14 protein-coding genes and 4 pseudogenes are annotated in these 21,564 nt (G+C 73.7%); 10 read left to right on the top strand and 8 right to left on the bottom strand.

The window, feature by feature from the left end; genetic code table 11:
• Nucleotides 1-189: 189 nt before the first annotated feature.
• The 3 genes from ACFOYX_RS16925 to ACFOYX_RS16935 all read right to left on the bottom strand — a co-directional run bounded on the left by ACFOYX_RS16925 (nucleotide 190) and on the right by ACFOYX_RS16935 (nucleotide 2,970).
• Nucleotides 190-978 carry a hypothetical protein gene (locus ACFOYX_RS16925; RefSeq protein WP_322441242.1) on the bottom strand — a complete coding sequence of 263 codons (789 nt, stop codon included), beginning with the start codon at nucleotides 976-978 and terminating at the stop codon, nucleotides 190-192.
• Between the two features lie 152 nt (nucleotides 979-1,130).
• Entirely contained in the window at nucleotides 1,131-1,649 is a 519-nt protein-coding gene (locus ACFOYX_RS16930; protein ID WP_322441241.1) for a hypothetical protein, read from the bottom strand.
• A 118-nt stretch (nucleotides 1,650-1,767) separates the two neighbouring features.
• On the bottom strand, nucleotides 1,768-2,970 hold the full coding sequence (locus tag ACFOYX_RS16935; protein ID WP_322441240.1) for an acyltransferase: 1,203 nt from the start codon (nucleotides 2,968-2,970) through the stop codon (nucleotides 1,768-1,770).
• Nucleotides 2,971-3,411: 441 nt separating this feature from the next.
• Between ACFOYX_RS16935 and ACFOYX_RS16940 the strand changes: the two genes are divergently transcribed.
• A complete protein-coding gene (locus ACFOYX_RS16940) occupies nucleotides 3,412-4,044 on the top strand; it encodes an alpha-ketoglutarate-dependent dioxygenase AlkB (protein ID WP_322441239.1) in 633 nt (210 codons plus the stop codon).
• On the opposite strand, the gene ACFOYX_RS16945 is transcribed toward ACFOYX_RS16940, so the two are convergent.
• A complete protein-coding gene (locus ACFOYX_RS16945) occupies nucleotides 4,010-4,609 on the bottom strand; it encodes a TrmH family RNA methyltransferase (protein WP_322441238.1) in 600 nt (199 codons plus the stop codon). The genes ACFOYX_RS16940 and ACFOYX_RS16945 overlap by 35 nt on opposite strands.
• A gap of 192 nt (nucleotides 4,610-4,801) precedes the next feature.
• Here ACFOYX_RS16945 and ACFOYX_RS16950 point away from each other — a divergent pair, with 192 nt between their 5' ends.
• Complete coding sequence (locus tag ACFOYX_RS16950; RefSeq protein WP_322441237.1) at nucleotides 4,802-6,145, top strand: solute carrier family 23 protein; 1,344 nt, start codon at nucleotides 4,802-4,804, stop codon at nucleotides 6,143-6,145.
• Nucleotides 6,146-6,292: 147 nt separating this feature from the next.
• On the opposite strand, the gene ACFOYX_RS16955 is transcribed toward ACFOYX_RS16950, so the two are convergent.
• From ACFOYX_RS16955 to ACFOYX_RS16970, 4 genes and pseudogenes are all read right to left on the bottom strand, one after another.
• On the bottom strand, nucleotides 6,293-8,782 hold the full coding sequence (locus ACFOYX_RS16955) for a DNA topoisomerase IV subunit A (RefSeq protein WP_322441236.1): 2,490 nt from the start codon (nucleotides 8,780-8,782) through the stop codon (nucleotides 6,293-6,295).
• 32 nt (nucleotides 8,783-8,814) lie between these two features.
• A pseudogene (locus ACFOYX_RS16960) lies at nucleotides 8,815-9,453 on the bottom strand (toprim domain-containing protein); the annotation flags it as partial.
• 6 nt (nucleotides 9,454-9,459) lie between these two features.
• A pseudogene (locus ACFOYX_RS16965) lies at nucleotides 9,460-10,929 on the bottom strand (DNA topoisomerase); the annotation flags it as partial.
• Nucleotides 10,906-12,324: pseudogene (locus tag ACFOYX_RS16970) on the bottom strand (ATP-binding protein); the annotation flags it as partial. The pseudogenes ACFOYX_RS16970 and ACFOYX_RS16965, both read right to left, overlap by 24 nt.
• Before the next feature lie 228 nt (nucleotides 12,325-12,552).
• Here ACFOYX_RS16970 and ACFOYX_RS16975 point away from each other — a divergent pair.
• The 8 genes and pseudogenes from ACFOYX_RS16975 to ACFOYX_RS17010 all read left to right on the top strand — a co-directional run.
• Nucleotides 12,553-13,110 (top strand): methyltransferase domain-containing protein, encoded by a 558-nt coding sequence (locus ACFOYX_RS16975; protein WP_322441235.1) that lies wholly within the window; start codon nucleotides 12,553-12,555, stop codon nucleotides 13,108-13,110.
• A gap of 208 nt (nucleotides 13,111-13,318) precedes the next feature.
• Entirely contained in the window at nucleotides 13,319-14,539 is a 1,221-nt protein-coding gene (locus ACFOYX_RS16980) for a globin domain-containing protein (RefSeq protein ID WP_322441234.1), read from the top strand.
• 193 nt (nucleotides 14,540-14,732) lie between these two features.
• Nucleotides 14,733-16,385: a carbamoyltransferase C-terminal domain-containing protein gene (locus ACFOYX_RS16985; RefSeq protein WP_322441233.1), complete on the top strand. Its 1,653-nt coding sequence runs from the start codon at nucleotides 14,733-14,735 to the stop codon at nucleotides 16,383-16,385.
• Nucleotides 16,382-17,413 carry a glycosyltransferase gene (locus tag ACFOYX_RS16990; protein ID WP_322441232.1) on the top strand — a complete coding sequence of 344 codons (1,032 nt, stop codon included), beginning with the start codon at nucleotides 16,382-16,384 and terminating at the stop codon, nucleotides 17,411-17,413. The genes ACFOYX_RS16985 and ACFOYX_RS16990 overlap by 4 nt, the downstream gene beginning before the upstream one ends.
• A gap of 35 nt (nucleotides 17,414-17,448) precedes the next feature.
• Nucleotides 17,449-19,125 (top strand): HAD-IIIA family hydrolase, encoded by a 1,677-nt coding sequence (locus tag ACFOYX_RS16995; RefSeq protein WP_322441231.1) that lies wholly within the window; start codon nucleotides 17,449-17,451, stop codon nucleotides 19,123-19,125.
• 47 nt (nucleotides 19,126-19,172) lie between these two features.
• Nucleotides 19,173-20,159, top strand: a complete 987-nt coding sequence (locus tag ACFOYX_RS17000; RefSeq protein WP_322441230.1) for a glycosyltransferase — start codon at nucleotides 19,173-19,175, stop codon at nucleotides 20,157-20,159.
• On the top strand, nucleotides 20,144-21,361 hold the full coding sequence (locus ACFOYX_RS17005; protein ID WP_322441229.1) for a glycosyltransferase: 1,218 nt from the start codon (nucleotides 20,144-20,146) through the stop codon (nucleotides 21,359-21,361). Before ACFOYX_RS17000 ends, ACFOYX_RS17005 begins: the two co-directional genes overlap by 16 nt.
• Nucleotides 21,361-21,564: pseudogene (locus tag ACFOYX_RS17010) on the top strand (phosphoheptose isomerase); the annotation flags it as partial. The gene ACFOYX_RS17005 and the pseudogene ACFOYX_RS17010, both read left to right, overlap by 1 nt.

Raw genomic sequence — 21,564 nt, forward strand, 5'->3', positions numbered from 1 at the left:
CATTACTCTGACCGGAACAGTCCGTCACTGACGTCACTCAATGGGACAAGCAGTTATGACGGAACCGTCGGGCCACAATCGGACATCGGGTGGCGAGCGACCGGAAATTGCGGGGTGGATCAGCCCCGACTGACCCGGATGACCGTTTCCCGATTCGCGTGACCAGGCTCACCAATTTCAGGTCACAATTCAGCCAACCCGTGCGGGCCGCCAGCGTGCCGGACGGGCCGGGGCCGCGCCGGCCGCCACCGGGGCGAGGGCCTGGGTCGTCGACTCCGTCCGGCGTACCGGGGCCGGGCCGGGCCGCAGCGCCGCCGCGGCGGCGTACGCCTCGACGGCCAGCGCGCGGGCCGCCTCGGCGGCCAGTTCCGCGTCCCGCCAGGCCCGCTGCTCCCGCTCGGCCGCCGTGCGGTAGCCGGCCCGCCGCACGTCGCGTACCACCCGGGCGAGGACGATCTCCTGTTCCGCCGGGTGCCGGCGCGGGTCCCACCCGTTCCGGTGCGCCAGGACGTCGGCGAGTTGCCGTGCCGACAGCTCACCCCGCCAGTGCGCCCCCATCGCCGCGTGGTGCAGCCACCGCTCCCGGGTGGCGTACTCCGCCGGAGTCCGCGGGGTACGCGGCGCGGGCAGCACGGCGGCGCCGGCAAGCCGACGGGCGGCGGTCTCCGCTTCGTCGTACGCCTGCCAGGCCCGGTCGACCTCGTCCTGGGCGCGCAGCCACTGCTCCCGCCGTCGGCGCGCGGTCTGCGCGGCCCCGGCGGCGGCCACCGCCACCTCGTCGGCGTACCGGCGCAGGTCGGCGAGGCGGGCCGCCTCCTCGGCGGCCGGGTCGGGCACCGGCTCGGCGTCGGACGGGCTCTCCCGCTCCGGGCGGGCGACCAGCGCGGCGAGCAGGGCCAGGGCGAGCAGGAGCAGGGCCGACCAGATGGCGGCGGCCTGCGGGATCTCGATCAGGAACTGGTAGAGAACGGTCTGCATGGTGGGCACCTCACGGGAGCGATGTGGCGGAGGAGGTCCGCACGCCCCGGCGCGGCGGGGCGCGACCGGAATGGGCGCCACCGGGCCGCCGTCGGGCGGGGTGCGGGGGTGAGGTTCGGTGGAGAACGGCTGCGGGCGTGGCCCGCGGGCGGTCAGCGGGTCGGCGGGGCCCGCGAGCCGGGGGCCGCCGGGGCGGTTCCGCGCGGGACGCGCTCCTTCGAGACCGCGGCGGCCACGGTCCGCCAAGCCGCCAGCGGGGAGCCGTTGCCCACCGGCAGGGCCTGCTGGCCGGTCCCGGCCACGACGTCGCCGGCAGCCGCGCTGGTGGACGCCCGTGCGACGTGCCCCCGGTCCGCGGTGGTCCCTCCGGGCAACGCCAGGCCCGCGTCGAAGGCGGTTGCGCCGCTCGGGGCGCGGCCCGCATCCTCGGGCCGGTCGCCGGGCTCGGGAACGGCGCCGGGCTGGAGGGCCGGCGGAATCGTGGACCAGGAGGGTGCCGGGACCGCGGAGGTCAGCTCGGCGACCGGGGCCGCCTGGGCGGCGGCGGCCGCGCCGACGGGCAGGGTGGCGGCGCCGAGCGAGCAGGCGACCGCGACGGCGAGACTGGCCAGCATGCGGGCCGTCCAGCGCGCCACCCACCACAGGGGACAGGTGAGCGCGACCGGAAGCACGGACCCACGCTACCGCCGACGGCGCGGTGCCGCATCGCCGCCGGGCGTGTCGCCACGAGTCGGGTCGCCGCACTGACCAGCATGGACCGACAGCGAACGGGCGGAGCGGGGGCCCGCCTCAGGCCGGGTCGCGCCGCCCGGCGTACTCGATCGGCCTGACCTGCCCGTCGCGGGCGGTGGCGGGTCCGACCTGGGCCGGCGTGACGGCGGCCGGGGCGCTCCGCGCGCGGGCCCGGCGGGGCGGTCCCAGCCGGCGCATCATCGGCATCTCGACGTACCGGTGCAGGGCCCCGGCGAGCACCAGGTTGACCACCAGGAAGCCGAGCACGGCGAGCGGGCCCCACCAGCCCGGCAGCCCGACCCCGTAGTGACCGGTCAGTCGGAGCACGGTGACCATCACGAAGACGTGCACCAGGTAGAAGGCGAAGGAGACCTCACCGAGCCAGACCATCGGCCGGGACCGCCACGGGGTGCGCCGGCCGCGCACGTCCGCGTCGGCGGCGGCGGTGATGACCAGCAGGTACGCCACCGCCAGCAGGCCCGCCCAGAGTTCCGCCCGGATCCACTGCGCGGCGACCGCCCAGGTGGCCACGAAGAGCAGGCTGGCGGCGGTCAGGCCCGGCCCCCGCCAGCGCCCCCGGCGCATCAGCTCGGCCGCGGCCACGCCCATCCAGAACTCCAGGGACCGCACCAGCGGGAAGACCTGGGTGAACCACCACCGGCTCTCCTCGGGCACCAGGCGCTGGCCCGGCCAGAGCGCGACGATCAGCAGCGGCGCGGCGACCACCACCGCCCACAGGGCGGCGGGGCGCAGCCGGCGCAGCACCGGCAGCACGAACGGCAGGCAGAGGTAGAAGAACAGCTCGCAGGAGAGCGACCAGCTGACCGTGTTGACGCTGTAGAAGTAGCCGGGGGTGGGATTCCAGGCCTGCACCAGGGCCAGGTTGCCCAGCGCCGCCCAGCCGTTGACCGGGTCGGCGAACCAGAGCCCGACGAGGAGCACCACCACCCACATCAGCAGGTGGTTCGGGTAGATCTTGGCGAGCCGCCGGCGCAGGAAGGTCCGCCGGCGCTCGCCGTCCCGGTACGACCAGACCAGCACGAATCCACTGAGGATGAAGAAGAACTCCACGCCGGAGAGGCCGAGGGTGAACAGCCAGTCGACGACCGCCTGGTAGTCCGGCACGGCCACGATCCGCATGGTGGCGACGTGGAAGCCGAAGACCAGCAGGGCGGCGACCCAGCGCAGCCCGGTCAGCGACGGCAGCCGGCCGGCGACCGCCGAGGCCCGGGCGGCACCGGTGGTCGGGGCGGCGGTCATGCCGGAAACCCGACCGTCACCAGGGTCACCAGCACGCGCGTCTCCTCCTCGGGCGAGGTCGTCGGCGGGCGGAGCATCGGGACCGCCCAGAACGGCGCCCCAGGGTCGACGCCGCCGCCGGGCACCCTACCGGTTGGTACCCCCACCCGCCTCCGGGCCGACGTGGCGGTCGGCACGCCGGATCCGGACCGGCGTGGCGATGGCATGGGATTTCTGCTCCTGCACTTCGAGCGGAACTGGATCGGCGCCGTACGCCCGAGGACCTGCTGACCCGGACCCGGTGGCTGCCGGACCAGAACCGGGCGCTGCGGGACACCATCGAGACCCACCGCGCCCAGCAGCCGCGCGAGCGGTTGCGCAAGGCGGCCGGCGGGCACGTCCGCCGGATGCTGCGCCGCCGATACTCGTACGCCTGTTCGATCGGTTGGTAGGATCGGCGGCGTGTCCGACGTCGCGTACCAGCCCTCGATGCTGGACTTCACCGAGCAGGGCCCCAGCCTGGGCCCGCTCGCCGCCCTGCGCCGGCACCAACTGAGCCGGGGCGCCTGGGTCGACCACCTGCCCGGCTGGGTGCGCGGCTCCGACGCGGTGCTCGACACCCTGCTGCACGAGGTGCCGTGGCGCGCGGAGCGCCGCACCATGTACGACGCCGAGGTCGACGTCCCCCGCCTGCTCTGCTGGTACGCGGCCGGCCGGCCGCTGCCGCACGCCGTGCTGACCGAGGCCCGGGAGGCGCTGACCCGGCACTACGCACCCGAGCTGGGCGAGCCCTTCGTCACCGCCGGGATGTGCCTCTACCGAAGCGGACGGGACAGCGTCGCCTGGCACGGCGACACGACGGGCCGCTCCGCGCACACCGACACCATGGTCGCCATCGTCTCGTTCGGCTCGCCGCGCCCGCTGCTGCTGCGCCCCCGCGGCGGCGGGGCCAGCCTCCGCTTCCCGCTCGGCCACGGCGACCTGGTCGTGATGGGCGGCTCCTGCCAGCGCACCTGGGAACACGCCATCCCCAAGACCACCCGCCCGGTCGGCCCCCGGGTCAGCGTCCAGTTCCGCCCCACCGGCGTCTCCTGACCCACCAAGACCTCCCGGCCTCCCGCGATCTTGCACTTTGCGCCCGCGCTTCGCGTGATACGTCCGGAATGCCGGGGCAGCAAGTGCAAGATCGCGGAGGATGAGGGCGGGTCAGAGGAGGCCGGCGAATCTCCACCGCCACGTCCAGGGCGTCGAGGGCCTCCGGCGGAAGGCCGTTCGCCTCGTGGCCGAGCAGCACAACGGTGCGGCCCCGCGCGGCGGGCAGGTCACCGAGGCGAATCGCCTCGTCGGCCAGCTCCACCCCGACGATCCGGGCCCCGGCGGCCCGCTCGGCGGCGAGCCAATGGGACGGGCTGCCGACCCGGTGCACGCAGCTGGGCCTCCGCAGCGTGTTGCCCCGGGCGAGGGCCTCGTCGACCCAGCGGAACGGCGGCACCGCAAGACAGGCGCCGACGGCGTCACAGGTGCGCAGCAGGGTGCCCAGGTTGGCTCCGTGCAGCGGCCAGAGCGGCGCGGCGATCAGATGACCCCAACAGCCGTGCTGGCGGGTACGACGGGCGGCGCGCAACTCGCGGCGCGGGCGCACCCGGATGGCGGGGCTCACGCCGGTCCGGCGACTCCGCCGGAGGAGAGGTGGGTCATGGAGGGGAGTGCTTCGCGGCGCACCCGGGCCATCGACGGTGACAGACGGCCCGATTGTAGACCTGCCAGGGCGGCCCTCGTCCCCGGCCGAGGTCGTGCTAGAAACAACTCTCAGGGTCGATCACGCCCCCGTCACCTGACGCGAAGGGCCCCCATGACCCAGTCCCCCACCACATCACGTTCCCGCTGGTCCCCGTGGAGCGTGCACGGCGACGGCCGCGCCATCCGACCGGGCGACGTGGTCCACCCCGGTGAACGGCTCTCCTGGCCGCGCACCGTCGGGGTCGGCGTGCAGCACGTGGTCGCGATGTTCGGCGCCACCTTCACGGTGCCGCTGATCACCGGCTTCCCGCCGGCCACCACGCTCTTCTTCTCCGGGATCGGCACGCTGCTCTTCCTGCTGATCACCGGCAACCGGCTGCCGTCGTACCTGGGCTCGTCGTTCGCGTTCATCGCGCCGGTGCTGGCCGCCAAGGCCGGCGGCGACATCGGCCCGGCGCTCGGCGGCATCGTGGTGGCCGGCGCGGCGCTCGCGCTGGTCGGCGTGGTGGTGCAGCTGGCCGGGGCCCGGTGGATCGACGCGCTGATGCCGCCGGTGGTCACCGGCGCGATCGTGACGCTGATCGGGCTCAACCTCGCGCCGGTCGCCTGGGACGGCGGCGGCAACGGCGGGGTGAAGGCCCAGCCGCCGATCGCGGTGGCCACCCTGGTGGCGATCCTGCTCGCCACGGTGGTCTTCCGGGGCTTCCTGGCCCGGCTGTCCATCCTGCTCGGCGTGGTGGTGGGCTGGGCGCTCGCCGCCGTCCTCGGCCAGTTGGACCCGAAGGCGGTGACCGCGCTGAAGGAGGCCGCCTGGGTGGGGCTGCCCCAGTTCCACGCGCCGAGCTTCAGCCTGCGGGCGGTGGTGCTGGTGATCCCGGTGATCCTGGTGCTGATCGCGGAGAACGCCGGGCACGTCAAGGCGGTGGCCGCGATGACCCGCCGCAACCTGGACCGGGACATGGGCCGGGCGTTCCTCGGCGATGGCATCGCCACCGTGCTGGCCGGCTCCGGCGGCGGCTCCGGCACCACCACGTACGCGGAGAACATCGGCGTGATGGCGGCGACCCGGGTCTACTCGACGGCGGCGTACTGGGTGGCCGGGGTGGCGGCGGTGCTGCTCGGGCTCAGCCCGAAGTTCGGCGCGCTGATCCTCACCGTGCCGGCCGGCGTGCTGGGCGGCGCCACCACGGCGCTGTACGGCCTGATCGCCATCCTCGGCGCCCGGATCTGGATCGAGAACCGGGTCGACTTCCACGACCCGGTCAACCTGATGACCGCCGCCGTCGCGCTGATCATCGGCGCCGCCAACTACACCCTGACGGCCGGCGACCTCTCCTTCAACGGCATCGCCCTGGGTACCGCCGCCGCGCTGGTGATCTATCACGGCATGCGCCTGATCGCCCACCTCCGCGGCACCACCCCCGACTCCCGCCGAGGCCCCGAACCCGAACTCTGACCCCCCACCCCACCCCCCACCCCGTTGATCATGAGGTTGACGGGTTGAATTGCCCGAATCGAGTCCGTCAACCTCATGATCAACAGCGAGGGGCGGGACGGGGGCGGGAGGAGGCGGCGGCCTTGCCGCCGGCCCCTCCCGCAGGGGTCAGTGGCGTTCGACCAGGTGGCCGACGACCGTGGGGCCGAGCATGACGGCGAATCCGGAGCCGTCGCGGCGCGGGTCCGCCGGGGGCAGTTCGACCGGGTCACCGGTGGCCGTCGCGCCGACCGGGCGCGGGCCGATCCAGGCCACGGCCAGGTCCAGCTCGCCCTTGAGGAGCCGCTGCGCGCGGACCCCGCCGGTCGCCCGCCCCTTCGCCGGGTACGCCTTGAACGGCGTCACCTTCACCGTGGCGCCGGTCGAGGTGACCACCATCGGCTCGCCGTGCCCCGGGTCGTCGGTGCGGATCGCGCCGAAGAAGACCACCCGGGCGCCGGCCGGCAGATTGATGCCGGCCATGCCGCCACCCTTGACGCCCTGCGGCCGGACCACGGAGGCGGCGAAGCGCAGCAGGGACGCCTCGGACGAGACGAAGGCGATGGTCTCCCCGCCGTCGGTGAGCCAGGTCGCCCCGACCACCTCGTCCCCCTCGCGCAGGGAGATCACCTCGAACTCGTCGGAGCGGACCGGCCACTCCGGGGCGCAGACCTTGACCACGCCCTGGCGGGTGCCGAGCGCCAGACCCGGGGAGCCCTCGGCGGACGGGCCGAGCGGCGCCAGGCCGACCACCGTCTCCCCCGGCTCCAGCGGCACCAGCTCGGCGGCCGACATCCCGCCGCGTAGCGACACCGTGCCGGACTGCTCGGGCAGCACCGGCAGCGGCAGCACATCGATCTTGAACGCCCGGCCGGCGCTGGTCACCAGGAGCACCCGGCCCCGGGCCGTGGAGTGGACGACCGCGCGTACCGCGTCGTGCTTGACCCGGCCGCTGCGCCGCCGCCCCTCGACGGCCTCCTCCGACTCGGCCGCGGTCCGGGCGACCAGCCCGGTCGCGGAGAGGATCACCTGGCACGGGTCGTCGGCGACCTCCAGCGGACCGGCCGGCGCGGAGGCGGCCAGCACCTCCTTGAGGTCGCCGTCGACCAGCGTGGTCCGGCGCGGGGCGCCGAACTGCTTGACCACGGCGGCCAGCTCGTCGGAGACCAGCTTCCGGAGCACCTTCTCGTCGTCCAGGATCGTGGAGAGCTCGGCGATCTCCTTGCGGAGCTTCTCCTGCTCGGCCTCCAGCTCGATCCGGTCGTACTTCGTCAGCCGGCGCAGCGGAGTGTCCAGGATGTAGGTGGCCTGGATGTCGGAGAGCTTGAACTGGCGCATCAGGCCGTCCTTGGCGGCCTGGGCGTCGTCGCTGCCCCGGATCAGCTTGACCACCTTGTCGATGTCCAGCAGGGCGATCAGCAGGCCGTCGACGAGGTGCAGCCGCTCTTCCCGCTTGCGCCGGCGGTAGGAGCTGCGCCGGGTCACCACGTCGTACCGGTGGGCGAGGAAGACCTCCAGCAGCGCCTTGAGCCCCAGGGTCTGCGGCTGGCCGTCGACCAGGACCAGGTTGTTGACGCCGAAGGACTGCTCCAGCGGGGTGAGCCGGTACAGGTCGGCCAGCAACGCCTGCGGGTTGACGCCCACCTTGCACTCGATCACCAGCCGGGTGCCGTTCTCCCGGTCGGTCAGGTCCTTGACGTCGGCGATGCCGGTGAGCCGCTTGGTCTTGTTCACCTCGTTGGTGATCGCCGCGATGACCTTCTCCGCGCCGATCCCGTACGGCAGCTCGGTGACGGTGATGGCCTGCCGGCCGCGGCTGCCCTCGAGCGGGCCGACCTCCACCCGGCCGCGCATCCGGACCACCCCGCGCCCGGTCTCGTACGCTCGGCGCACCTCGTCGAGGCCGAGTAGCAGCCCGCCGGTGGGCAGGTCGGGGCCGGGGACGAACTCCATGAGCTTGTCCAGGTCGGCGTCCGGGTGGTTGATCAGCCACCGCGCGGCCTGGACCACCTCGCCGAGGTTGTGCGGGATCATGTTGGTCGCCATCCCGACCGCGATCCCGGACGCGCCGTTCACCAGCAGGTTGGGGAAGGCGGCCGGCAGCACGGTCGGCTGGGTCAGCGAGCCGTCGTAGTTGGGCTCGACGTCGACGGTGTCCTCGCCCAGCTCGCCGACGAGCAGCATCGCCTCGCGGGACATCCGCGCCTCGGTGTAGCGCGCCGCGGCCGGTCCGTCGTCCTGGCTTCCAAAATTTCCATGCCCATCGATGAGCGGCACGTTGAGCGAGAAGTCCTGGGCCATGCGGACCATCGCGTCGTAGATCGCGGAGTCACCATGCGGGTGGTAGCGGCCCATCACGTCGCCGACCACGCGGGCGGACTTTACATGCGCGCGATCGGGGCGGAACCCCGCCTCATTCATCGCGTAAAGGATGCGCCGGTGCACCGGCTTGAGACCGTCGCGGGCGTCGGGCAGGGCGCGGGAGTGGATGACCGAGAAGGCGTACTCCAGGTAGGAGTCGGAGACCTCGGTGACCAGCGGGTTGTCGAAGACCCGCGCGCCGGCCTGGTCGAAGGCGGACAGGTCCGCCTTGGTGCGGTCTTCCTTGCGGCGTGCCATGACTCAGCTTTCCTTCCGAACGAACCCGGTCGTCATGCGTCGATCGCCTGGCGGTCGACCCGGTCGGCCGAGTCGATCAGCCAGTTGCGGCGCGGTTCGACCTTCTCCCCCATCAGCAGTTCCAGGATCCGCTCAGCCGCCTCGACGTCGTCGAGGGTGATCCGGCGGACCGCCCGGGTGGCCGGGTTCATCGTGGTCTCCCAAAGCTCGTCGGCATCCATCTCGCCGAGACCCTTGAAGCGCGGAATCGGCGTGACGATCTGCTTGCCGGCCTTCTCCAGCTTGCGGACCGTCGCCTCCATCTCCGCCTGGGTGTACGTGTAGACGGTCTGCGGGTTGCGCCCCTTGGTAGTGATCTTGTGTAGCGGCGGCATCGCGGCGAAGAGCCGGCCGGCCTCGATCAGCGGACGCATGTAGCGGGCGAAGAGCGTGATCAGCAGGGTCCGGATGTGCGCGCCGTCGACGTCCGCGTCGGCCATGATCAGGACCCGGCCGTACCGCAGCGCGGAGAGGTCGAAAGTCCGCCCCGACCCGGCGCCGAGCACCTGCACGATTGCCGCGCACTCGGCATTGTCCAGCACCTGCTGGAGGTTCGCCTTCTGCACGTTGAGGATCTTGCCGCGGATCGGCAGCAGCGCCTGGTACTCAGCGGTTCGTGCCACCCGGGCGCTGTTGTGGACGAACACACCCGCTTCGAGCGCGAAGTTGTGGTAGCCATCGACGGTCAGGTCGTAGACGTCCGCCGTCTCGTCCAGAGCCTTTACGGATACCACGCGGTGGTTGACAAGGGAGGCCGCCTCTCGCAGTCGCCCGTAGTCGCCCCCGTAGAGGCTCCGGAGCCGATCGAAACGGAGGCCGGTGCGGGCGGTCCGCAACCGCTCGGCTTCGTAGGCGGTCGCCAACTCCTCGTCGGCTTGCGACAGCAGCGGCGCGAGACGACGCAGCGCAGCCAGACGCCGACCTTCGAGTTGCCGGCCAACGCGTTCCTGGCGCGGCACCGTTGCGACGTATCGAGCCCTGCCGGCCTGCGCCTTGGCGAGGTGGCCCGTGCTCGGGTCAGTCATCCGCCGCCTCATCCGGGACGAGTGCTGCTCACCGAATTCGGGGTTGTCCCGGTGCCAGGCCAGTACGGCGCCGCGCTGGCGTTCCCGCTCGGCGGGGTTCGCGAACTGTTCCACGGTCTCTCGTGACCGCCAAGCACGTAATGCGTCGTCACGCCACTGCTTCAACGAGCGCTCACGCCACTCCTCTCGACGAGCGGGATCGGTGAAGTATTCCCGCACCCGCTCGGCTGCTGCCTGTCGATGCTCCGGCTGCGACCAGTATGTCGCCTGCCGCTCACGCATCCGCTCGGCATAGGCACGCTGCTCGTCGGCACCTAGCGCGTTGTACCAGTCCTGGAAGCCCTTTTCGATCTTTGCGCGGAACGCGGGCGACTCATTGAGCGCGAACAGCCGCGCGAGGCAGGCCTCACGGAAGGCAGGATCCCGCCACTGCGCTGTCAGCATGGCCGAGCGGAACTCTCGGCCCCCATTGTCGAACCACTCCCGCCAACCGGCGTGGACATGTTCGCCCATCATCGCGGCGTGCAGGGCGGAGTGGTCGGCCCAGGTCATCCGGCGCAGATTGCGCGGGTCATTGTTTCGCTTGTTGATGTCGACGTGATGACGGACGGTGCCGTTTGTAACGCTGTCCCTGCCGTGGCGCAGATTCCACACGTCCGCCAGGTAATGGGTGTAGACCCACTCCTCGCGGTCGTTCATCCAGACCCGCTCATACCCCTGCAGTTTGTGCCCCTCCGCCTTGTTCGACAGACTGCGATACAGGGGCATAAGGGAATCACCGGGCACAAGTGCGTCAGCCCGCCGGTAGGAGCCGTCGCGCAGCCGGAACAGATGATCGGGGGTGCACCGCACCGACTCGCCGTTGTCGAGCGTGACACGCACCAACGGGGCATCGCGCTTGGTGAGCCGCGGCTCCAGCAGCGGAGCGATGACCACCCGGCCAGCCTTGTTGGTGCTGTAGCCGAAGTGGCTGATGCCGTGCTGCCAGTCCGCAGCCAAATCGGCGAAGGATCGGCTCTGACCCGATGCCAACGAGACCATCGTGTCGCCGGTGAAGCACCCGAGCGCGCTGTCCCCCTCCACGATGAACAGCTCGCTGCGGTCCACCCCGGTGGCCCGACAGTCGACCAGCTTGGCCGGCATCGACGCGCCCTCCAGGGCGGTCTTGCGCCGGGCCGCGTCCTTCTGCTGCTTCTGGGTCAGCCGGACCCGGGCCGCGTCGACGATCTTCTGCAGCACCGTCCGCGCCTCGGCCTTGGTGCGCCGGTCCTCCAACCAGGCCTTGAGGTGCTGCTCGACCAGACCCTGGAGCACCTTGGTGATGCCCGCGGTGGACAGCTCGTCCTTGGTCTGCGAGGTGAACTGGGGCTCCGGGATGCGGACGTGCACCACGGCCGTCATCCCCTCGAGGACGTCGTCCAGGGTGGGCGCGTCCTCCTTGGGGCGGAGCATGCCGCGGGTGTTGCGGGCCGCCTCGGTCAGGGTGCGGACCAGGGCCCGCTCGAACCCCTTGCGGTGGGTCCCGCCGTGCGCGTTGCGGATGGTGTTGGTGAAGCACTCCACGGTGCGCTCGTAGCCGGTGCCCCAGCGCAGCGCCACCTCGACCTCGGCCCGGCGCTGCACGTTGGACTGCATCACGCCGTTGGCGTCGGCCGCGTTCTCCCGGTACGTCCCCTCGCCGGTGATCAGCAGCGTGCCGGAGACCGGCCGGTCACCGGCCGGGGCGAGGAACTCCACCATGTCGGTGAGGCCGTTGGGGAAGTGGAACTTCTCCTCGGTGCGCTCCTCGCCCGTCTCGTCGCGCAGCAGGTAGGCCACGCCGGGGACGAGGAACGCGGTGTTGCGGAGCTTGAGCCGGACCGCGTCGCTGTCCAGCCGGGCGCCCGTCTCGAAGTACCGGGTGTCGTGCCACCACCGGATCGAGGTGCCGGTGCGCTGGCCGCGCTTCATCGCGCCGACGATCTGCAGGCCCGGACCGGGGGTGAAGCGTGCGTCCGGACCAGGCCCGTCGAAGATCCCCGGTACGCCGTGCCGGAACGACATCGAGTGGACCTTGCCGCCGCGCCGGACGGTCACGTCGAACCGCCGGGACAGGGCGTTGACCGCGGAGGCGCCCACACCGTGCAGGCCGCCGGAGGTCTTGTAGCCCGAGCCGCCGAACTTGCCGCCGGCGTGCAGCCGGGTGAGCACCAACTCGACGCCGGAGATGCCGGACTTGGCGTGCACGTCGGTGGGGATGCCCCGGCCGTCGTCGTCGACCTGCACCGAGCCGTCGGCGTGCAGGATCACCTCGACCTTGGTGGCGTGACCCGCGACACCCTCGTCGGTGGAGTTGTCGAGGATCTCGTTGACGAGGTGACCCACGCCACGGCTGTCGGTGGAGCCGATGTACATGCCGGGGCGCTTCCGGACGGCGTCCAGGCCCTCCAGATGCGTGAGGTCGTCGGCCCCGTACAGGGTCTCAGGCTGTGCGGTCAACTGGTCGTACTCCCAGGTCTCGGCGGTGTGGTGCCGCTCACCGGCTCGATCGCCACGCGCGGCGCGCCGGAGCGAGCCTAGCCCGGCGCTCCGACAGAGCCGTGGCACCCGGGCGGGTGAGCCGCGGGGTTACGCCGCGGCGCGTGCCGTGCCCGCCTCCGGGCGAGGGCCCCGGGACGGCGGCCGGGCGCGGGGGCGTCAGTGGACGACAACGATCCGACCAGGCGTTTGTCTTCCCGGTCGGTCGCCGCCGGGGACCCGACCGGCTGGTTCGAGCGGCTCTACGCGGAGGCGGAGCGGGGCGAGGCGGTCGTGCCGTGGGACCGGGACACGCCGCATTCCCTGCTCGCCGAATGGACCGGACGGACGGGGATGGACGGGGCCGGCCGGAGCGCGGTGGTGGTCGGCTGCGGCTTCGGCCGGGGCGCCGAGCACCTGGCCGGCCTCGGCTTCCGTACCGTCGCCTTCGAGATCTCCCCGACGGCCGTGCGGGCCGCCCGGGCGCGCCACCCGGACTCGCCGGTCCGCTACCAGACCGCGGACCTGCTGGATCCGCCGACTGGCTGGCAGCCGGGATTCGACCTGGTGCTGGAGAGCATGACCGTCCAGGCGCTGCCGGTGGAGCTGCGGGAGCGGGCCGGTCGCGGCGGTCGGCAGGGCGGGACGTACGTCCAGCGCTGCCAGGAGTCCCGGCGCCCGAGACGACCTTGGCGACGTGGCTGCGGGGCAGCGCGAGCTGGATGGCCAGTTCGTCCACCGTGGTACGCGCCGGGGACACGGCGGTGAGCATGGCGATCCGCAGGGCCATGTCGGTGGACCGGTTGAGCTTCACGGCACCGACGCTAGCCAGCGCGAACGGCTCGCGACACGGGCCGATGAGCCGGTCAGCGGATGTGATTCAGACGACCCCGGACCCGGGACCTTCGACCTAGAAGGGGACTTTCAGATTCCTGTTCAGTGGTGATCGCCAGAACGGATCACTGAAGGAGTAGTCGTGCTCTCGGAATCATCAGCAGCAGTGGTGAAGGCGACCCTGCCCGTCGTGCAGGCGCATGGAGAGGCGATCACCGGCCGCTTCTACCAGCGAATGTTCGACGCCCACCCGGAGCTGCTCAACATCTTCAACCGCGGCAACCAGGCGACCGGGCAGCAGAAGGCCGCGCTCGCCGCCGCCGTCGTGGCGTACGCCGAGCACCTGACCGGCCCCGGGACGATGCCGTGGGGGCCGATCCTGGACCGGATCGCGCACAAGCACGTCTCCCTCGGCATCACCGCCACCCAGTACACGATCGTGGGCCGGCACCTGATGGCCGCGATCGGTGAGGTGCTCGGCGACGCCGTCACCCCCCAGATCGCGGCGGCCTGGGACGAGGTGTACTGGCTGCTGGCCTGCGAGCTGATCGCGCGGGAGGCGCGCCTCTACACCGAGGCCGGGGTGGCGGAGAACGGGTCGGTATGGCGGGCCTGGCGGGTGACCGACAGGGTCCAGGAGACCCGGGACGTCGTCTCGTTCACCCTGGTCCCGGTCGACGGCGGCCCGGTGCCCACCTTCACCCCCGGCCAGTACACCTCCGTCGCCGTCGACCTGGACGCCGGGCGCGGCCAGCAGATCCGGCAGTACAGCCTCTCCGGACGTCCCGGCGCCGACCACTGGCGGATCACCGTCAAGCGGGTACGCGGCACCGGAGACGCACCGGACGGGATGGTCTCCGGTTTCCTGCACGACCGGATCGCGGTCGGTGACACGCTGCGGCTCAGCCCGCCCTTCGGCGAGGTCAGCGCGGTCGCCGGCGGCGGCCCGCTGCTGCTGGTCAGCGCCGGCATCGGGCTCACCTCGGCGATGGCCGCGCTGGAACACCTCGCGGCGGCCGAGCCGGAACGTCCGGTGGTGCTGGTGCACGCCGACCGCACCGCGGCCGCGCACGCCCTGCGCGACGCACTGCCCCGGCTCCTGGAGCGGCTGCCCCGGCTGCGGCTGAACCTCTGGTACGAGGACGCCGCCGACGGGGAGCTGGCTGGGCTGAAGGCACAGGTCGCCACCGGCCTGGTGGACCCGGAGCTGATCCCGCTCTCCCCCGACGCGCACGTGCACCTCTGCGGGCCGCTACCGTTCATGAACGCGGTCCGCGGCGGCCTGCTGCGCCGGGGCGTACCGGCGGAGCGGATCGCGTACGAGGTGTTCGGCCCGGGCATGCTCCGCGACGAGCGGATCTGACCCTCGCCCCGGCACGGTCGGCGCCGGCCTCCGGCGCCGATCACCCGATCCCCGCCCGCCACGCCCGGCCCTCGGCCACGACCCGGCCGCGCAGCACCTGCAGGGTCACGTATCTCCACAGCCGACGATTGGCACCCGCGGAGAAGTCGATGATCTACAGGTTAGGGCGCGAAGGCCAGGGTAGGGACTTCTCATGCGCGTCCTTGGGATCAACGCCATCTTCCACGACCCGGCGGCCGCCCTGGTGGTGGACGGGACGGTGGTGGCCGCCGCCGAAGAGGAGAGGTTCAGCCGCCGCAAGCACGGCAAGCGTCCCGTGCCCTTCTCCGCCTGGGAGCTGCCCGAGTTGTCCGCCGCCTGGTGCCTGGCGAGCGCGGGGATCGACGTCGACAACCTCGACGCGGTCGCCTACTCGTTCGACCCCGGCCTCTGTCGGGACGCGGCCGACCTCGGCCTGGGCGACCCGTGGGACTGGCTGCGGGTCGACTACGCCAAGCGGGCCCCGCAGTTCCTCGCCGCCGCCCTGCCCGGGCTCGACCCGGAGAAGGTGCGGTTCGTGCCGCACCACGTGGCGCACGCCGCCTCCGCCGGGCTGGCCGCACCTCGGGCCGGCGACGACACCGCGGTGCTGGTGCTGGACGGGCGCGGCGAGGTGGCCAGCCACCTGGCCGGCGTCTACCGCGACGGACGGTTGTCCGCCCTGTACTCCCAGCAACTGCCGCACTCGCTCGGCCTGCTCTACGAGGACCTGACCCGGCACCTGGGCTTCCTGCACTCCAGCGACGAGTACAAGGTGATGGCGCTGGCCTCGTACGGCCGACCGAGGCACCTGGGCCTGCTGCGCGAGCTGGTGCGGGCCACCGACGACGGTGGCTTCCGGGTCGAGCGGATCGACTGGGCGAGCATGGCCAAGGCGCGCACCGCCGACGGCGAGATGACCGAGGAGCATGCCGATCTCGCCGCCAGCGTGCAGGCCCGGTTGGAGGAGGTCGTTCTCGACCTGTCCCGCTGGCTGTACGACGCCGCCGGCGGCGCGTCGACCCTGGCCATGGCCGGCGGGGTGGCGCTGAACTGCGTGGCGAACGCCCGGCTCGCGGCCGAGGGGCCGTACCGCGAGGTCTGGGTGCAGCCGGCGGCCGGCGACTCGGGGACGGCACTCGGCGCGGCCCTGCACATGGCCGGCACGCTCGGCGACCGGCCCACCCCGCTGGCCGGGGTCGACCTGGGCCGGGGCTGGTCGGACGAGGAGCTGGAGGCGGAGCTGCGCCGCGCCGCGCTGCCGTACACCCGGCCGGCGTCGATCGCCGCCGAGGCGGCCCGGGTGCTCGCCACCAACGGCATCGTCGCCTGGTACCAGGGCCGCAGCGAGTACGGCCCGCGCGCGCTGGGCCACCGGTCGCTGCTCGCCCACCCGGGCGACCCGGCGACCACCGCCCGGATGAACGACGTCAAGGGCCGGGAGCAGTTCCGCCCGATCGCCCCGATGGTCCGCGCGGAACGCTTCGCGGAGATCTTCGAGGGGGTCTTCCCCAGCCCGTACATGCTCTTCGTGCACCGGGTGAAGCCGGAGTGGCGGGACCGCATCCCGGCGGTCACCCACGTCGACGGCACCGCCCGGGTGCAGACCGTGCACGCCGACACCGAGCCGGTGGTGGCCGAGATGCTGGCCGAGTTCGAGCGGCTCACCGGCCTGCCGGTGGTGGTGAACACCTCGCTGAACACGGCCGGCCGGCCGATGGTGGACACCCCCCGCGAGGCGATGGAGCTGTTCGGCTCGGCGCCGGTGGACCTGCTCGCGCTCGGTCCGTTCGCGGTGCACCGCCGGTCCCTGGCCGGTGACTGGTGATCAGCATCGTGGTGCCGACACTCGGCCGGCCGAGCCTGGCGGCGCTGCTGGACACCCTCGCCGGCCAGCTCGGCGAACTGCCCGAGGTGGAGCTGCTGCTGGTCGACGACCGGCGCGACGACACCGGGGAGGTGGCGGTGCCGGGGGCGCTGTCCGCGTACACGAAGGTGCTGACCGGGCGCGGCGCGGGCCCGGCGGCGGCCCGCGACCTGGGCTGGCGGGCGGCCCGGGGGGCGTGGGTGGTCTTCCTGGACGACGACGTGGTGCCGGCGCCGGACTGGTGCCGGCGGCTGCGCGACGACCTTGCGGTGGGGAACGCCGTCGGCGGCGTGCAGGGCGTCGTGGCGGTGCCGCTGCCCACCGGCCGGCGCCCCACCGATTGGGAGCGCGGCACCGCCGGCCTGGCCGAGGGGCACTGGATCACCGCGGACATGGCCTACCGGCGGACGGCGCTGGCCGCCGTCGGGGGGTTCGACGAGCGCTTCCCGCGGGCCTACCGGGAGGACGCCGAGCTGGCCCACCGGATCCGGCTCGCCGGTTGGCAGCTGGTCCGCGGCCACCGCCGGGTGGCCCATCCGGTACGCCCCGAGAGCCGCTGGGTCAGCCTGCGCACCCAGCGCGGCAACGCCGACGATGCGCTGCTGCGCCGGCTGTACGGTCCGAACTGGCGCTCCGATCTGGAGCTGCTCCCGGGCCGGCGGCCCCGGCACGTGGCGGTCACCGCGGCGGGCGCGCTGGCGCTGGGCGCCGCCGCGCTGCGCACCCGACCGCGCCGGGCATCGGCCCGGCGGGTGCTCGGGGTCACCGCCGGCGTCGCCGCGCTCGGCTGGGCGGCGGGCACCGCCGAGTTCGCCCGGGACCGGATCGCGCCCGGACCGCGCACCGCCGACGAGGTCGCCACCATGCTGGTGACCAGCGCGCTGATCCCCCCGCTCGCCGTCGTCCACTGGGTACGCGGCTGGTGGCGCAGCCGGTCGGTGCCCGCCGGATCGGTCCTGGGGGTTGCGCGGCCGGGAGCGAGAGAATGATGTTTACTTCACTTGCCCGGGGCAACTGGTCGGCCATGGCTCGTCCTGCCCTTTTCGACGCGGTGCTCCTCGACCGGGACGGCACGCTGATCGAGGACGTGCCCTACAACGGCGACCCGGAGAAGGTCCGCCCGCTGCCGGGCGCGCGAGCGGCGCTGGACCGCCTGCGGGCGGCCGGTCTCCGGCTGGCCGTGGTGACCAACCAGTCCGGCCTGGCGCGGGGCTACTTCACCGAGGCCGACATGCGGGCGGTGCACGCCCGGGTCGAGGAGCTGCTCGGCCCCTTCGACGACTGGCGGATCTGCCCGCACGACGACACGGACGGCTGCGCCTGCCGCAAGCCGGCTCCCGGTCTGGTGCACGCCGCCGCCACGGCGCTCGGCACCACGCCCGCCCGCTGCGTCATGGTTGGCGACATCGGCCGGGACATGGCCGCCGCGCTCGCCGCCGGCGCCACCGGCATCCTGGTGCCGACCCCGGTCACCCGCCCCGAGGAGGTCGCCGCCGCGCCGGCCGTGGCCCGGGACCTGCCGGCGGCGGTGGACGAGATCCTGCGCCGGCAGCACGCCGTCCAGCCCGCCGTCGCGCGCGCGGGGCGGGCCGGCACCGTGCTGGTGGTGCGCGGCGACTCGGCCGGGGACGTGCTGGTCACCGGCCCGGGGATCCGCGCCGTGGCCGCCGGGGCGGAGCGCGTCGTGCTGCTCTGCGGACCGGGCGGCCGCGCCGCCGCCGAGCTGCTGCCCGGCGTCGACGAGCTGATCGAGTGGCGGTTGCCCTGGATCGACGGCTCCCCCGACCCGGTGGACCCCGACGACATCCGCCGGCTCACCGCCCGGCTCGCCGAGGTCGGCGCGGACGAGGCCGTCGTCTTCACCTCCTTCCACCAGTCGCCGCTCCCGCTGGCGCTGCTGCTGCGGCTGGCCGGCGTGCCCCGGATCAGCGCGATCAGCGACGACTACCCGGGCTCCCTGCTCGACGTCCGGCACCGGGTGCCGGTCGGCGTGCCGGAGCCGGAGCGGGCGCTCTCGCTGGCCGCCGCGGCCGGCTTCGCGTTGCCCGCCGACGACGAGCCGCGCCTGCGGCTGCGCGCCGACCTGGCCGCTCCCGCCGCGCCGACCGGGGTCACCGGCAGCGCCGGCTCCGGCGTCGCGACGGCCGCCGCCGGTACCGGTCGGGCGGGTGCGCTCACGGCCGCCGACCCAGCGGCGGAACCGGCGTCGCGCGACTACGTCGTGGTCCATCCCGGCTCGTCCGTGCCGGCCCGGGCCTGCCCGGCCGACCGCTGCACCGACATCGTCGCCGCCCTCGTTGCCGACGGGCACCGGGTGGTCGTCACCGGTGGACCCGACGAGCGGGAGCTCACCGCCCGGGTCGCCGCCCGCGGCGGCATCGACCTCGGCGGCGCGACCGACCTGGCCGGGCTCGCCCGGATCCTCACCGGGGCCCGCTGCCTGGTGGTCGGCAACACCGGCCCGGCGCACCTGGCGGCGGCCGTCGGCACCCCGGTGGTCAGCCTCTTCGCCCCGACCGTCCCCTTTGGACAGTGGGGCCCCTACCGGGTGCCCACCGTCCGGCTCGGCGACGCCGGGGCCGCCTGCCGGGACACCCGGGCGGCGGTCTGCCCGGTCGCCGGGCACCCCTGCCTGACCGGCGTCGACCCGGCCGAGGTGGCCGCGGCCGTCCGCCTCCTCGCACCGCCCGCGCCCACCTGAGCCCCTGTCCGTCCCGGCCCCCGACCAGCCCGATCGCGAGGAGAGGCATGAACGTCCTGCTCTGGCACGTGCACGGCTCCTGGACCACGTCCTTCGTGCACGGGAAACACCGGTACCTGGTCCCGGTCACCCCCGACCGCGGCCCGTACGGCCTGGGCCGGGCGCGAACCTATCCGTGGCCCGACAGCGCGGTGGAGGTGACCCCGCAGGAGCTGGGCCGGGCGGACGTGGACGTGGTGATCCTGCAACGGCCGCAGGAGCTGGAGCTGACCGAGCAGTGGCTGGGCCGCCGGCCCGGGCGGGACCTGCCGGCGATCTACGTCGAGCACAACACCCCCAAGGGCGACGTGCCCAACACCCGCCACCCGATGGCCGACCGGGACGACCTGCTGCTCACCCACGTGACCCACTTCAACGAGCTGTTCTGGGACAACGGCGGCACCCGCACGGCGGTGATCGAGCACGGCATCGTCCCGCCCCGGGTGGAGTGGACCGGCGACCTCGACCGGCTCGCGGTGGTCACCAACGAGCCGGTCCGCCGCTGGCGGGTCACCGGCACCGACCTGATGCCCCGGTTCGCGGCAGTCGCCCCGCTGGACGTGTTCGGCATGGGGGTGGCCACACTGCCGGAGGCGCTCACCGCGGCCGGCGCCGCCCTCGCCCACCCGGTCACCGGGCACGAGGACCTGCCGCAGGACCGGATGCACGCGGCGGTCGCCCGCCGGCGGGCGTACCTGCACCTGTGCCGGTGGACCTCGCTGGGGCTGAGCCTCATCGAGGCCATGACGATCGGCATGCCGGTGGTCGCGCTCGCCACCACCGAGGCGGTGGACGCCGTACCGCCCGACGCGGCGGTGCTGTCCACCCGGGTCGACACGCTGGTGGAGGCGGCCCGCTGGCTCGCCGAGGACCGCGACGCGGCGTACCGGCTGGGGGCGCGGGCGCGCGAGGTGACGAAGAACCGCTTCGGGCTCGACCGGTTTCTCACTGACTGGGACCGGCTGATGGAGGAGGAAACATGCGCATCGCGATGATCTCGGAGCACGCCAGCCCGCTCGCCGTCCTCGGCGAGGAGGACGCCGGCGGTCAGAACACCCACGTGGCGGAACTCGCGGCCGCGCTGGTCGGCGAGGGGCACGACGTCCGCGTCTACACCCGCCGGGACTCCACCACGCTGCCCGAGTCGGTGTCCACACCGGGCGGTTACCAGGTCTGCCACGTGCCGGCCGGGCCGGCGCGGCGGGTGCCCAAGGACGAGCTGCTGCCGTACATGGGGGAGTTCGGCGGCTGGCTCGCCGACCGGTGGCGGCACGGGGACTGGACGCCCGACGTCGCGCACGCGCACTTCTGGATGAGCGGCCTGGCCACCGTGCACGCCGGCCGACGTACCGGGGTACCGACCGTGCTGACGTACCACGCGCTCGGCACGGTGAAACGACGGCACCAGGGCGGCCGGGACACCAGTCCACCAGGGCGGGTCGGCTACGAACGCGCGCTGGGCCGGGCCGTCGACCGGGTCGTCGTACAGTGCGCGGACGAGGTCGCCGAGCTGGTCCGGATGGGGGTGCCCCGGTCCCGGATGGCGCTGGTGCCCTCCGGCGTCAACCAGGACGTGTTCCGCCCGGACGGCCCGGTCGCCCCGCACGACCCGGCCCGGCCGCGGATCCTCACCGTCGGCCGGATGGTGGAACGCAAGGGCTTCCTCGATGTGGTCCGGGCGCTGCCGGCCGTGCCGGACGCCGAGTGCGTGGTGGTCGGCGGGCCACCGGCCGAGCTGCTCGCCGCCGACTCCTTCGCCCGCCGGCTGTCCGCCCTCGCCGAGTCCTGCGGCGTCGCCGACCGGGTCGAGCTGGTCGGCGGCGTGCCCCGCGAGGAGATGGCCTCCTGGTACCGCTCGGCCGACGTGCTGGTCGCCGCCCCCTGGTACGAGCCGTTCGGGCTCACCCCGCTGGAGGGCATGGCCTGCGGGGTGCCGGTGATCGGCACCGACGTGGGCGGCATCGCCGACACCGTCGTCGACGGGCTCACCGGCGACCTGGTCCCGCCGCGCGACCCCCGCGCCCTGGGGGCCGCGGTCCGCCGGCTGCTGGCCGACAAGGTCCGCCGCTTCGCGTACGCCACGGCGGCGCTGGACCGGATCCGCAGCCGGTACTCGTGGAAGCGCTGCGCCGAGCAGCTCGGCGCGGTCTACGCCGCGGTGGCCACGGTCGCCCGTCCCGCCCGGGCGGTGGCCTGATGACCCAGCTCTCCACCCTCGACGCGCACCTGTCCGGGCTCGCCGCAACGCTGCTGCCGTACCGCCGGCAGGCCGAGCGGCTGGCCGACTGGGGCACCGAGCTGGCCTGGACGCTGGCCCGGGGCGGGCGGCTGCTGGTGGCGGGCAACGGGGGCAGCGCCGCCGAGGCCCAACACCTCACCGCCGAACTCGTCGGCAAACTC

Origin of the sequence: Micromonospora sp. GCM10011541 (genome assembly GCF_042650725.1) — a bacterium.
GTDB lineage: Bacteria > Actinomycetota > Actinomycetes > Mycobacteriales > Micromonosporaceae > Micromonospora > Micromonospora sicca.